Genomic DNA, 13,915 nt, shown 5'->3' with positions numbered 1-13,915 from the left:
AAGTCTTAAGCCTTTATGTCTAGAGCGTGTTCTTCAGCAGAAGAAACAATGCATTCGCCTGCAAGATTAGGCGCAACTCCGACAGAATAACCGTCATTTTGCATGCCTAGGAGCCATTTTTCAGACCAATCTGCTGCGCTAATTTCTAAACCATTAAAGCCTTCATATTCCTTTTTACCCCAATCTGCCGCTAATGCTTCTGTTGGCCAAATAGGTAAAACTTTGTCGCTGCCCAGATCAATGATAAGACAGCCTTCTGCATCTGCAAGTGTCCAAACAGGTTGGCCTTTTTTGATCAAGGTAACAACTTGGGTGTAACGCTCACTGCTTGGTAAACGGTAAAACGCGTCGTCAAATGTAATTGGTGCCGTCATGGTGGTATTTGCTCAGAGATAAAAAAAGAAAGGGATTCTAGCATACTGAAAAGCAGAGGAAGAGAAAAAAGAATGGCTGTTTTAGCCACTCTTTCTTCCTATTGCGCGTTTTACTATTTTGGGAAGTGGTTTAATGAAAGAGCGTTTCTAAGTCTTGTAAGTGTGCCTCTTTCTCGGATTCGCTCATCCAGCTACAGGTGATCCCATTTTTAGCTAATTGCAATAATTCAGCTTTAGTAACAGCCGTTTTTTGAATGAGGGCGCGATAATTGTCATTCATGTAGCCACCAAAATAGGCTGGATCGTCCGAGTTGACCGTGGCATTTAAACCCAGTGCGAGCATTTTTTTGATTGGATGCTCTGCCATGTTGTTAACTACACAAAGCTTCAGATTAGAAAGCGGGCATACTGTGAGAGTTAATCCACGTTTTTTGATTTCTGCGACTAAGGCTTCATCTTCTAAAGCTCGGTTTCCATGGTCAATTCTATCTACTTGGATAACATCAAGAGCTTGCCAAACATATTCTGGTGGACCTTCTTCGCCAGCATGAGCGGTAATTTTTAAATCTAAATCACGGCAAGCTTGGAACACATTGGCAAATTTAGCGGGTGGATGACCCACTTCTGAGCTGTCTAATCCAATGCCATCTATCCATTCAAGATAAGGTTTTGCTAATTCTAATGTTTCAAATGCACTTTCTTCACTTAAATGACGTAGGAAAGACATAATCAGCTTGGATGTCATTCCCCATTGCTTTTTAGCGTCTTGTAGAGCGTTATAAATACCTGTGATCTGTACTTCAAATGGAACATCACGAGAAAGATGCCCTTGTGGATCAAAGAATATTTCCACATGAACCACATTTTCTTTATGCATTTTCGTTAGATATGCCATGGTGAGGTCATAAAAGTCGGCTTTATGGAGTAGGACTGACATACCTTGGTAATACAGATCTAAAAAGTCTTGCAGCTGAGTGAATTGATAGGCTGCTTTTAATTCATCGATTGTTTTGTATTTTAGAGTGACTTGGTTACGTTGAGCGATAGCAAACATCTGTTCTGGCTCAAATGTGCCTTCTATATGCAGGTGGAGTTCTGTTTTAGGCATTTTTTCTGCGAGCTGAAGCAGTGTGTCTGTTGTACTCATGTGATTACCTTTAATTTCTTTGATTCTAATGTTGTATTTTGTAGCGCGATGAATGAAATAAAATAGATTAATTGCTGAGGCGTATTGTAGAGGTATTCATTGAAGATAGGTAAGGGTAACCAGTAAATTTTACTGGTTACCCAAAGGTAATTAGCGAGGAATCTCGTCTGTAATACCTTCTACATACCAATTCACTTGAGCAAGCTCCACATCTGTTAGTGTATGTCCTGCTTCAACAACAAGGTTGCCTTTGTTGTCTTTGATTGGGCCAGTAAATGGTTTTAGTTCACCAGACTTAATTGCCGCATAAGTTTCATTGATTTTCTTTTTCACATCTTCAGGAAGATTCGGGTTGATAGATTCAATCGTTAAGATGTCTTCTTTAAAACCACCCCAGTAATCTTTTGGTTCCCAAGTGCCTTTCATGACTGCGTCAGCGATACTGATGTAGTAAGGAGCCCAGTGGTCACGAACAGAGAACATGTGTGCTTCAGGAGCAAATTTACTCATATCAGATGCTTGGCCGATAGCGCGCATACCACGTTTTTCCGCTGCGATAAGTGGTGCTGGGCTGTCGGTATGCTGAATTAAAACATCAACGCCTTGATCCATTAGTGCATTCGCTGCATCGGTTTCTTTGCCTGGATCATACCAAGTGTTTACCCAAACAATTTTGATTTTAACATCTGGGTTAACGCTTTTCGCAGCCATGTAGGTTGTGTTGATATCACGGATAACTTCAGGAATAGGGAAAGATGCAATGTAACCAATGGTGTTGGTTTCAGTCATCATACCTGCAGTGACGCCTGATACATAACGTCCTTCATAAGTACGCAGTACATAAGTTCCTACGTTTTTAGACATTTTGTAGCCAGTAGCATGCTCAAACGTTACATTTGGGAAGCGTTTAGCCACTTTGATGGTTGGGTTCATGAAACCAAAAGAGGTAGTGAAGATAAGGTCATTACCTGCTTTCGCCAATTGTGTGATAACACGTTCAGCATCCGCACCTTCAGGCACGTTTTCAACGAAGGTTGTTTCGACTTTATCACCGAAGTGTTCTTCTAAGCCAAGACGACCTAAATCGTGCTCGTAGCTCCAACCAAGATCTCCAACAGGACCAACATAAACAAATCCGACTTTTAATGGGTCTTCAGCGAGAGCAGCGTTTGCTCCTGCTAAAAGTCCTAGACCAACTAGTAAACTCTTAAGTTTCATTTTTAGCTCCTATATGTGCCCGAAGGCATTTTTTTGATTATTAATTGATATTTAATTTAAGTTACTTACGCCATATTTCTTGGGTTAAAAGGTTTACCCAAGGATCTAGGGGCAAGCAATTTTTCTTTGAAATGATCTGCGCCGATAATCACCATAACTATGACAGTGGCAACATATGGCAACATGGCCAATAAGTTTGGAGAGATGGACCAACCAAACCCCTGTAAAACCAAATGCATGATGCTGGCTAAACCGAATAGGTAAGCACCTAGCATGATGCGACCAACACGCCATGAAGCAAACACCACTAATGCTAAGGCTATCCAGCCACGTCCAGCTGTCATTCCCTCAACCCACATCGGCGTATAAACAAGTGACATATAAGCCCCTGAAATACCTGCCATTGAGCCGCCAAACATAACGGCTAAATAGCGTACTCTAAGAACTTTAATACCGATTGCATTGGCAGCATGAGGGTTTTCACCGACCGCTTTAAGCGTTAACCCAATGCGCGTTTTGTTAACGATATAGATTAACGCGACAGTCATACAAAATGAGAAATACACCAAAATATCGTGGCTAAATAAGATGCGTCCAATATAAGGAATATCAGATAAAACAGGGATGGCCACGGGTTGAAATCCTTGAATGATTTGTCCAACGAAGTCAGCACCGATAAATGCGCTTAAACCTGTGCCAAAAATAGTCAAAGCAAGACCAGTTGCCACTTGGTTGGCGCCAATATGAAGAACCAATACTGCAAAAATGAGGCTCATAAGGACACCCATTGCCATGGCAGAAATAACGCCTAAACCAATGTTGCCTGTGCTGTAAGAAACCAAAAATCCTACTACAGCGCCCATTAGCATCATGCCTTCTTGACCAAGGTTCAGTATTCCTGATTTTTCACAAATTACTTCACCTAAAGCGATGAAAAGTAACGGTGTGCCGGTTTTTATAGCGGCAAACAAAATTTGTACCATTAGATCCGCGTCCAAAGTATTCTCCTAGTTTGTCGCTTGATTAGTGGAAATAAGGCGATTGTTAATGAAAAAATCACACGCCAATAAGAAAAATAACAATACGCCTTGGAACATGCTTACCACAGCAACAGGAATGCCCATTTCGATTTGAGCTAAATCGCCACCCATATAAAGCACAGCCATGAAAACAGCTGCAAGTATTGCTCCGATTGGGTGTAAGCGACCCAAATAAGCCACGATGATCGCAGAGTATCCATAACCAGGAGACACGTTGGGAACGAGTTGACCTATTGGTCCTGTTGTTTCGCTAACTCCGGCTAATCCGGCAAGTGCGCCAGCGAATAACATAACGAACCAGCTAAGCTTCTTACCACTAAAACCTGCGTACCTTGCTGCAGGTTCGTCTGCACCAAACACTCGAATTTGAAAGCCAAGGTGGGTTTTGCTCAAAATGAACCAACCCACGACACCTGCCAATACTGCGAATAAGACGCCTAAGTGAATGCGGCTACTTTCAAAAATAGTTGGTAACAAGGTCGCATCAGAGAAAATAGCTGACTCAGGGAAACCGTAACCATCTGGATCTCGCAAAGGGCCATGAACCGCCCATATAAGGAGGTAAAGGGCAATGTAGTTAAACATGATGGTGGTAAGAATAAGGTTTGAGTTATAGCGCAACTTTAAGAGTGTAGGAAGTGCAGCCCACAGCATTCCCGAAAGAATGCCTGCAATAAGCGTCACTGGAAGTGCAAATACAGATTCTGAGTCTATAAAATAAAGCGCCATGGCTGAGCCGCCTAACGCCCCGGCCAACAATTGTCCCTCTGCACCGATATTCCACATATTTGCTCGGTAGCATAAGGATAAACCCACCGCACAAAGCAATAATGGGCCCATTTTTACAAACATTTCGCCAATGTTATAACTGTCGGCCAAAGGTGCGATCAAAAGAACATGCAATGCCTGATATGGATCTTTGCCTATTGCGGTAAATAGAATACTGCCAAAAATTAAAGTTAATACGATAGCAAGCAGCGGAGATGCTACTTTCATTAGCATACTTGGTTCAGTACGAGCTTGAATACGGATCATGCGCTGACCTCTTGTGTTTGATTGGCGTTGTTAATGAAGGTGCCAGCCATCCATTGACCGATTTGGTCTATGTTGGTTTCTTCCGTTTTGACTAAAGGTGATAAATAACCATCACATACTGCAGCCATACGATCGGCTAGCAAAAACAACTCGTCTATATCTTCTGAGATCAATAAGATGGCCGCGCCCTTATCACGAAGTTCCAATAAAGCTTGATGGATTGCTAAAGCGGCACCAACATCAACGCCCCAAGTTGGGTGAGCACAGATAAGCACTTTTGGTGCTTGTCCTATTTCACGTCCCATGATGAATTTCTGTAAGTTACCACCACTTAGGCTTTTCGCCTCTGAAAATTCACCGTGGCATTTTACTTTGTATTTGCTGATAAGCTCTGTTGTGTATTCTTTGATGCTCTGCCATTGCACTAAGCCGTTTTTGATAAAACCGTCGCTATGAGTGAGAAGGGTATTTTCTGTCAAACTCATGTCAGGTACAGCGCCGCGTCCTAGGCGTTCTTCTGGAACATTTGCGATACCAAGTTTACGTCTTTCTCCCGCATGTAAATGACCAATGCTCATGCCGTTTATTGACAGTCCATCTTTTACATTACGATCATCTTCACCACTTATAATGGCCATTAGTTCGTCTTGACCATTGCCTGCGACGCCAGCGATACCTAAGATTTCACCTGCTTTTAAGTCGAAGTTGATGTTTTTCAGTGTGGTACCAAAAGGGTGCTTTGCTGGTAATGAGAGGTCAGAAGCATTAAAGACTTCTACCGAGCCTTCTTTTTTAGAATAGCCTGCGTCTTGTTCTGCAAGGTCGCCAACCATCATTTTTGCAATGGTAGCTGGTGTTTCTTCATTAGGTACACACGTATCAACGACTTTGCCACCTCGAAGAATGGTGGCTTTGTGGCAGATTTCAGTGACTTCATGAAGCTTGTGACTGATAAATAAAATACTACAGCCTTCTTTTGACAAGGTGCGTAGAACGTTAAAGAGTCCTGCTACTTCTTGTGGCGTTAGAACGGAAGTAGGTTCGTCTAGAATTAATAATTTTACCGATTGAACAAGGCATCGCATGATTTCAACACGCTGTCTTTCGCCAATAGAAAGTGAATGCACGTATCTGTTTGGATCTACGTTCAAGCCGTATTCCTCAGAAAGCTCTGTGATTCTTTGAGCAAGATCACCAATTTTACTAAGCTGTGTTTTGCTGAGGCATAATTCGATATTTTGGCAGACCGTCATGGTTTCAAATAATGAGAAGTGTTGAAACACCATGCCGATGCCTAAGTCTCGAGCAATAGAAGGGGATTTTATGCTTACCTCTTTTCCATCCCAAATAATGTCGCCTTTATCTGGTGCGACAACACCATAGATGGTTTTAACCAAGGTGCTTTTACCTGCACCATTTTCTCCTAGCAGCGCATGTATCTCACCAGGCATTAAGGTGAGATTGATATTGTCATTGGCAAGACAGCCAGGGTATTGTTTGGTGATATTCGTGAGCTCAAGGCGCGATATCAGATTATGCTTTTTCAATGTCTTGGCACCTTATTTTTAGAATTAAGTGTCATATAAAAGTTTTCTTACTTTACTTTAAGTTAAAACATTGGTCAGTCTTAAATGAAATCAACAAAGAGTGTTTTGCATTATATTGGTGCTATGAATTCGTTTTTGGTGCAAAAAAGTTCAAGTGTTGTTTTATATTTGACCGATTAGTTAATGTTTGGTTTTTCTTTTCTCTAATGTGGTTGCTTTAATCAATATCCATGCCAATGGTTCTGAGTGGGTGATAAATAAAAAAGTGAGCATCATAAAGGAAGCCCAAGAGTGTGGTCTTGCTTTTTTGCTGGGTTGGGCAAGTTGTTTTGGTTGCCTTAAGTGATAGGAAAGACAGTCGCTCTTCTGTAGAATACGGCCATTAAATCTTGCTTACCCTTTTGATACATTTAAAAGGTTTGTGGTAGAAACCTGACTATACACTTGGAAATGCTGTGTTTTCTCCAATAAAAAAAATACTCGAGAAACTTCTTAATTTTGGTTTCTCTGATGAATTTGATAATGACCTCAACCAGAAACATGTCGTCAATTTTTCGTATTTGGCATTTTGTTTTTGTTGCTTCTTTATGGTGTTTTCATCTGCCTTTTGTCAAATTACGTCCTTGGTTGTTATTTCTACCGTTTGCTTCTTTTTAGGTTTGCTGGGATGGCGCTGTATTTATAGAGGTCTTTTCGAGCGAGCGCAGCTATGGATGCCGATTATATCTGGTGTCCATATATTCATTCTTAGTTCCTTTTATTTTGGCCCGGATAGTTTATTTCATTGGCTTTTTGTCAATATTATTGCCTATAGCGTTGTTGTTTTTCGATCAGATCAGCGGCTCATAAAATATTTAATGGTCACTGCTTCTATTGTATTTTTTCTGATCTGTGAGTTTGTGAATGTGGATAAAGTCCACCTATCTCCAGGTCGAGAAAATCTGATGATCGTGTTTGTTTTCTCCTTTGTGTGCTTCTATTTTGCGGTTGTTATCAACTTGGTCATGAGCCGTTTGAAGTCGGTTAATAGCTATTTGCGTATATTGGCCGAAAAAGACGAGCTAACAGGGTTGTCTAATCGACGCAAAGTGCTAGCGGATGCTGTTAATATCTTTGCAGACTCTGTTATCAATAGACTGTCTTGTGTTTTTGCAATCATAGATATTGATCACTTCAAAAAAATAAATGACACGTATGGCCATGATGTAGGGGATTTAGTTTTAGCACAGGTCGCCGAAAAAATGCGCACTGCAATACGTCCTCAAGATGAGATTGGGCGTTATGGTGGCGAAGAGTTTATTGTGATTATGCGTGATATTGACCTCAAGCAAGCTGAAGTGGTGGTAGAGCATCTGCGTAAAAGTGTAGAGGAAATGCACATAGAGACGGATCAAGGTGCTGTAATTCCGGTAACTATCAGTGCGGGGTTGGCAGCCATTACATCTGACGTTTCTCGCTACGAAGAAATTCTAGCGCAGGCTGATAAAGGTTTGTATAGCGCGAAACGTAACGGGCGAAACCGGATTTATATTCAAAACTGATCGTCATCGTTATAAAAAAGTTATTTCGTGGTTGACATATGAGTTGTCCACTTTCTCTGTGGATAAGCTTGTTGGCTACTCTATTTTTTCCATATTTATTCGTAATGGAGATCGTTTGATTCAGATAATATTTCGTTGCGATGATTATTGGTTGATTAATAAACCTGCTGGTATGAGTTTTCATGCTGAGTCTGATGAAGTTGGGGTGATGCAGTCTTTGGCTGATATGTATCCTGACGTCACTTTTTATCCTGTCCATCGCCTTGATAAGATGACATCTGGTCTGTTGATTGTTGCTTGTAATAAAGAAGCGGCTGCGACTTTTGGTTTCAAGTTTGAGAAACATGACATCGAAAAGCGTTATCTAGCGATATCAAAGCGTAAACCGAAGAAGAAGCAAGGAACGGTTTCTGGTGGGATGCAACCGAGTCGACGAGGGCAGTGGAAGCTTACTCAAGAAGCAAAGAACTTTGCTGTCACACAGTTTTTTTCATCGGCGTTTCAAGGAAACAGAGTTTTTCTAGTACGTCCGCTGACTGGGAAAACGCATCAGATTCGAGTGGCATTAAAAAGTATCGGCTCTCCAATTTTAGGGGATTCACGATATGGTGGTGATGAGTCTGATCGAGGTTATTTGCATGCTTACGCTTTATGGTTCGAGTGGAATGGCGAGGTAAGGCGTTATACTTGTTTACCTGAATCAGGAGACGGCTTTTCAAGCGACTTTGCTGATTTTGTAAACACTCAATTTGATGAGTCTTTATTAAAATGGCCCTCTAAAAAATAATTTATAGAACTCAGTAGAAAATATCTATCTGAGAAGGAAAGCGAATGAAAAATGTTTTGGTTTATTGTCGTCAAGGCTTTGAAAAAGATTGTGCGGCAGAACTGTCAGAGGTGGCCAGTAATAAAGGTTTCTATGGTTATGCCAAAGTGGTTCCTGATTCTGGCTACGTAGTATTTCACCTTGATCAAGCGGATGCAGGTGAATCCTTGATCCAGCAGTTGCAGTTTAATCGCTTGATTTTTGCTCGCCAGATCATTGCAGTGAATGATGTGATTGAGTTGGAGCAAGGTGGGCGAGTTGAGTTGTTGCTTGAAGCGGCTCGTGAGTTGCCTCTTGCTGAAGAAATCTGGATCGAAACGGCGGATACTAATGAGGCGAAAGCCTTATCGGGTTTAATTAAAAAGCTCGATAAACCTTTGAAAGAGGGTTGGAAGAAGTCTGGTGTATTACGTAATAAAGCTGTAGGTGTTAGGCATCATGTTTTCTTATTAAGTGGCGAAGAGGCTTATTTAGGTGTTTCTTATGTGGCTTGTCGAAGTGAGTTTCCTTTGGGGATTCGTCGGTTGCGTTTTCCTGCTGCAGGTCCAAGCCGCTCGACTCTTAAACTGGAAGAGGCCTTTTTACAGTTTGTTCCAGAAAAAACACGTGAAGCAGATTTGACTGAAGGTATGACGGCTGTTGATTTGGGAGCAGCACCTGGCGGTTGGACTTATCAGTTTGTTAAAAAAGGCATTCATGTTTTTGCGATTGATAATGGCCCGATGCAGAAAGAATTGATGTCGACTGGGTTAGTTCAGCATGAAAAGGCGGACGGATTTAAATTTGAACCGCCTTATACAGTTGATTGGTTGGTTTGTGATATGGTGGAGCGTCCAATAAAAGTGGCTGAATTAATGGCGAAATGGTTGGCAAACGGCTGGACACGACGCGCTATCTTTAACTTAAAATTGCCAATGAAAAAGCGCTTTCAAGAAGTCTCTTTGTGTTTGCAGTTAATTGATGACTTATTGAAAAAATCTGGCGTGGGTTATCAATACCAAGTGAAACATCTTTATCATGATCGTGAAGAAGTCACTGTTTGTATCATGGTTAAGTAATCGCTGTTATTAAAGTTGGCAAGATCAAAAAAAACGCCTTATAAATATATTTTTATAAGGCGTTTTTTATGGTTTTCGTTATGTGTCTATATCTTAAATAGATTCATTCGCATGGAAGATACTGTAACCCATTGCTTCTTCCATTAGTGGGTCTCGCTCATATACGTCATGGCGGAATTTTGGCATGCCATTAGCGTTCGGAACCACGGTGAAGTAAACCAAGTATACAGGAATGTAAGTCGGTAATGAGATCACACTGTTGCTTGCGGATTTCAGAGTTTTCGTCATTTCATTGAAGCTCTTACTGCCTTTGGTTATTTCCCTTGCAAACTCATCTGGCTTTTCTAATCTCACGCAACCTGAACTAAATGCTCTGTCTGTTTCGCGGAAAAGGTGTTTTGCCGGAGTGTCGTGTAAATAAATGGCGTTTTTATTTGGGAACATAAATTTATATTGACCCAGTGCATTTCCTTCATCTGGCTCTTGCTCAAATCGATAGCTTAGCTTGTTTTCTTCTATACTGTTCCAATCGATTTTTGTTGGATCGAGCTCTTTCGCCCCAATGCTCCAACTTGAATAGACTTTGTAGCCTTGTTTAGAAAGGTAATTTGGGTCTTTTTGTAGCTTCGGCAACAAGTTTTCTCTGGCTATTCTGTGAGGTACGCGCCAAGTCGGGTTGGTTACCATATACGTCATTAGGCCTTTAAATACAGGCGTTTTTCTTGACGGCTTGCCGATTACGGCTTTCATTGATGTTAATTCGCCGTTTAAATGCATATCAACTGTGTAGTTTGTTAAGTCTACCCAAACGCGATTTGGTTCAAGCTCACTTGGAAGCCAGCGCCATCTTTCAAGGTTGTATGCGATTTGTTTTGCTCGAGTTTCTAATGGAACATTAAGCATTTCGACTGTTTCTGAACCTGCAGAGCCATCAGCAGTGATGTGGTGGCGACGTTGGAAGCGTATTAGTGCTTCTTTGAGTCGTATATCAAATTCTTCTTCATTCACCTTTCGAGTGGAGAATCGAATGTCTCCTAGCTGCACCAGTCGAGCGCGTAGTTGGGCAACTCGTGGGCCTTCTTCGCCAATAGATAAAAGTGAGCCTGGATCAATTCGGATATCTTTTTCTTTTGCTGCGATATCCTGATAATAAACAAGCCACTTTTGAAGTATTTGGTAATGAGGGTGGCGTGGTGCCAAGAGCGGAAGGTAGTTCACCATGTCGGTTGCAGATTCTAGATACAGTAATTCTTTCCAAGCGTTGCTTGGGGCATCAAGTTGCCAGTTTGGATCGATTAACTGAGGTTCGTATCGACCATTGCTAAGGTCATGAGCATAGCTCGTGAGAGCGATTGTGGTGATGACATCCATCTCAGCAAGCTGCTGTGAAGTCGGCTCTTTTAGATCCAAATACTCTTTAATAATGTCAGTATGATAGTGGATTGGATTGAGACCGTGGGAGTAGGATTGCTCAAGGATATCAACAAGCTTGTAGATGGAGGTGTTTATTCTTTTGTTTTCGATCCAGACAGGTTCATAACCGCGATATTGGTAAGCATCAAGAACACTGTTGTTGGGAAGTGCTTGACCTGCAACAGGGGTGAAAGCATTTAGAGTGAGTGCCACTTGTTGTTTTACACTGGTTTCTATTTGCTGTTCGCTGGGCGGTTCAACTGTAAATTGTTTGCTTGTATTTGAGGTTGAACAAGCGCCTAAAAGTAAACATACGCCAACTAATGTTAATCGTTTGACTACGAATGTCATAAATTTTTCCTTGTTGCTAAACTGTTTTTGGTGAGCGTGTATAGTTTTCTAGATCGTTTAATATTGTTATGGCTTCTTCTTTACTGCTACCACACACGTATTGTTCTGGTGTGAAATCTTTGCAGACTTTCGGTCTTTCTGGATCTCCAAATATAGCACAGGTTAAATCGGGTAAAAGCTGAACACAAACGACTCCAGCTGGTTTTCCATGTGGCATGCCAGGAATAGGGGAGCTGATTGATGGGGCAATGCAGCACGCGCCGCAACCTGATCTACAATTCATAATACTATCTAATTTTAATTGAGCTATTATAGTAACAAGTTAATTAGATGTTTAATATTTTATTGGTGTATGTGCTTGTATTTGAGGCTTTTTTACCTCGCTTTTTTGCAGTGCCGTGCCTAGAATGAAAAAGTAATAATGATACTTCTCATAATAGAGTTCTCTGGATGATAATTGAAAAGAAAATATTAGTTGTTGAAGACAGTCCTGTCGTTTTGAAAGTGCTTAAGCACTTGTTGTCGCAAAACCCAGAATTTATTCCGGTGCTTTGTGATTGCTATAAAGAGGCTGAGAGAAGGCTAAACCTAGAAGGGGGTGAGTTCTTCGCTGCTATTGTTGATCTCAATTTGCCAGATGCTGAAAATGGTGAAATTGTCGATCTGGTTTTGTCATATAAGCTTCCTTGTGTGGTGTTAACTGGTAACTTTGATGATGATTTACGCCTCAGTCTTTTGAATAAAGGGGTTTTGGATTACATAACCAAAGACAGTCGATACTCTTTTAATCATGTAATCAAAGTAATTGAGCGCTTAGATAAAAACCAAGGTATTAAAGTCTTAGTTGCTGAGGACTCGTCGACAAGTCGATTGTTCATTAAAATTTTGCTTGAACAATATCGCTTCGAAGTGATTGAAGTTGAAAATGGGCAAGAAGCATTGGCAAAGCTGGAAGCTGATTCTGACATTAGAATGCTGATTACAGATCATAATATGCCTTTGGTAAATGGTTATGACTTGGTTCGTATGTTACGACAAAATACGCGCTTTCGTGATTTGGTTATTATTGGCCTTTCTTCTGAAGGGGATAGCTCGTTGACGGCTAAGTTTATAAAAGCGGGTGCGAATGATTTCCTTAAGAAGCCTTTTTACCATGAAGAGTTTCATTGTCGTGTTATTCACAATTTAGAAGCTCAAGAAATGCTTGAAACAATCAGAGATTTGGCGAGTATCGATCCACTAACAAAGCTGAAAAATAGACGTTATTTATTTGACGATGGAGAGAAGTTGTATCGCAAAAGCGCTCCAGATATCTCCCTTGCTATGCTCGACCTTGATCATTTTAAGCAGGTTAACGATACATATGGTCATTCTATTGGCGATGATTTGCTGGTGGAGATGGGGAAAGAGATAACCAAAGCGTTTCCTGATGTATTAGCTTGTCGTTTTGGTGGAGAAGAGTTTTGTTTGCTTGCCAATTTAGATGGGGCGTCTTTATTGGTGATGATTGAGCGCTTTTTGGAAACTATTCGCTCTAAGCAATATACCGATGCTAAATTGACTGTTACTTGTAGTGTTGGGGTTTGTTCTAACACGACATCTTCGTTGCACGATTCCATTATTGTTGCGGATCATAATTTATATGAAGCAAAACGTGGCGGACGAGATAGGGTCGTAGCAGACTTTTAATTTTCTTCTTATGAACTCTTAGTGACTAGTCCTGATATAGGTTGACACTTATTCAGGTTCTAAAACGCTCGATGAACCTCATCGGGCGTTTTGTATTTTAAGGCCATATGTGGCCGACTCTTATTATAACTTTCTACCGACTCCGATACTATCAACCTAGCTTCATGCAGATCCTTCGGCTTAACGATTAAGTACTCATTCTTAATGATGCCATTGACTCTCTCAGCTAGAGCATTCTGATAGCAATCGTAACCATCTGTCATCGAGCACTGAACTCCATGCTTTTCATGGAGCTGTTGATATTGTTTAGAGCAATATTGAAGCCCTCGATCTGAGTGATGCACGAGCAATTGAGCCTTTCTCGTTCGTTCTTTTAAAGCATTTTTGTAGGCTTTAATTACTGCATCCGTTCGTAAGGTATCGTCTACGTGATATCCCACTATTTTTCGCGACCAAGCATCTGTAATCAAACTGAGATACGTGTCACCATTTTGGGTAGGAACATAAGTAATGTCAGCCACCCATAGCTGTTCAGGTCCACTTGCCTTTATCTGATGCTCACCATCTTTAATCAAGTTTGGATGGCAGTAAAAGCGATGATGACTCTGTGTAGTTTTATGGTATGAACGCCTTACCTTAACCAATAAACGTGCCTCCCTAAGCACCCTAAACAAGC

General features: G+C 41.1%; 13 protein-coding genes. 4 read left to right on the top strand and 9 right to left on the bottom strand.

Features of this window, described 5'->3' with window-relative positions:
* Positions 1 to 5: 5 nt before the first annotated feature.
* From ACMUMQ_RS00065 to ACMUMQ_RS00040, 6 genes are all read right to left on the bottom strand, one after another.
* Positions 6 to 374, bottom strand: a complete 369-nt coding sequence (locus tag ACMUMQ_RS00065) for a DUF2750 domain-containing protein (protein WP_414680024.1) — start codon at positions 372 to 374, stop codon at positions 6 to 8.
* 130 nt (positions 375 to 504) lie between these two features.
* Positions 505 to 1,521, bottom strand: a complete 1,017-nt coding sequence (locus ACMUMQ_RS00060; RefSeq protein ID WP_414680023.1) for an adenosine deaminase — start codon at positions 1,519 to 1,521, stop codon at positions 505 to 507.
* A 150-nt stretch (positions 1,522 to 1,671) separates the two neighbouring features.
* Positions 1,672 to 2,739: a BMP family ABC transporter substrate-binding protein gene (locus ACMUMQ_RS00055; RefSeq protein ID WP_414680022.1), complete on the bottom strand. Its 1,068-nt coding sequence runs from the start codon at positions 2,737 to 2,739 to the stop codon at positions 1,672 to 1,674.
* A 65-nt stretch (positions 2,740 to 2,804) separates the two neighbouring features.
* On the bottom strand, positions 2,805 to 3,737 hold the full coding sequence (locus ACMUMQ_RS00050; protein WP_414680021.1) for an ABC transporter permease: 933 nt from the start codon (positions 3,735 to 3,737) through the stop codon (positions 2,805 to 2,807).
* Between the two features lie 9 nt (positions 3,738 to 3,746).
* Positions 3,747 to 4,814 carry an ABC transporter permease gene (locus tag ACMUMQ_RS00045; protein ID WP_414680020.1) on the bottom strand — a complete coding sequence of 356 codons (1,068 nt, stop codon included), beginning with the start codon at positions 4,812 to 4,814 and terminating at the stop codon, positions 3,747 to 3,749.
* Entirely contained in the window at positions 4,811 to 6,361 is a 1,551-nt protein-coding gene (locus ACMUMQ_RS00040) for an ABC transporter ATP-binding protein (protein WP_414680019.1), read from the bottom strand. The genes ACMUMQ_RS00045 and ACMUMQ_RS00040 overlap by 4 nt, the downstream gene beginning before the upstream one ends.
* Before the next feature lie 857 nt (positions 6,362 to 7,218).
* Between ACMUMQ_RS00040 and ACMUMQ_RS00035 the strand changes: the two genes are divergently transcribed.
* The 3 genes from ACMUMQ_RS00035 to rlmM all read left to right on the top strand — a co-directional run bounded on the left by ACMUMQ_RS00035 (position 7,219) and on the right by rlmM (position 9,786).
* Positions 7,219 to 7,902 carry a GGDEF domain-containing protein gene (locus ACMUMQ_RS00035; RefSeq protein WP_414680018.1) on the top strand — a complete coding sequence of 228 codons (684 nt, stop codon included), beginning with the start codon at positions 7,219 to 7,221 and terminating at the stop codon, positions 7,900 to 7,902.
* A gap of 115 nt (positions 7,903 to 8,017) precedes the next feature.
* Positions 8,018 to 8,689, top strand: coding sequence for a TIGR01621 family pseudouridine synthase (locus tag ACMUMQ_RS00030; RefSeq protein ID WP_414680017.1), 672 nt, complete (start codon positions 8,018 to 8,020; stop codon positions 8,687 to 8,689).
* Positions 8,690 to 8,733: 44 nt separating this feature from the next.
* The gene (gene rlmM, locus ACMUMQ_RS00025) at positions 8,734 to 9,786 is read left to right on the top strand and encodes a 23S rRNA (cytidine(2498)-2'-O)-methyltransferase RlmM (RefSeq protein WP_414680016.1); all 1,053 of its coding nucleotides are present in this window, start codon (positions 8,734 to 8,736) and stop codon (positions 9,784 to 9,786) included.
* 93 nt (positions 9,787 to 9,879) lie between these two features.
* On the opposite strand, the gene ACMUMQ_RS00020 is transcribed toward rlmM, so the two are convergent.
* Both ACMUMQ_RS00020 and ACMUMQ_RS00015 read right to left on the bottom strand, forming a co-directional pair.
* A complete protein-coding gene (locus ACMUMQ_RS00020; RefSeq protein ID WP_414680015.1) occupies positions 9,880 to 11,550 on the bottom strand; it encodes a L,D-transpeptidase family protein in 1,671 nt (556 codons plus the stop codon).
* A 16-nt stretch (positions 11,551 to 11,566) separates the two neighbouring features.
* Entirely contained in the window at positions 11,567 to 11,833 is a 267-nt protein-coding gene (locus ACMUMQ_RS00015) for a YkgJ family cysteine cluster protein (protein ID WP_414680014.1), read from the bottom strand.
* Between the two features lie 167 nt (positions 11,834 to 12,000).
* Between ACMUMQ_RS00015 and ACMUMQ_RS00010 the strand changes: the two genes are divergently transcribed.
* Positions 12,001 to 13,239: a GGDEF domain-containing response regulator gene (locus tag ACMUMQ_RS00010; RefSeq protein ID WP_414680013.1), complete on the top strand. Its 1,239-nt coding sequence runs from the start codon at positions 12,001 to 12,003 to the stop codon at positions 13,237 to 13,239.
* A gap of 59 nt (positions 13,240 to 13,298) precedes the next feature.
* Here ACMUMQ_RS00010 and ACMUMQ_RS00005 read toward each other — a convergent pair.
* On the bottom strand, positions 13,299 to 13,915 hold a 617-nt coding region (locus tag ACMUMQ_RS00005), incomplete at its 5' end, for an IS3 family transposase (RefSeq protein WP_414680012.1).

The organism is Marinomonas algae, assembly GCF_047525555.1.
In the GTDB taxonomy this organism is placed as follows: Bacteria; Pseudomonadota; Gammaproteobacteria; order Pseudomonadales; family Marinomonadaceae; genus Marinomonas.
Note: the sequence above shows the minus strand (reverse complement) of the source record. Positions and strands in the feature narration are given on the sequence as shown.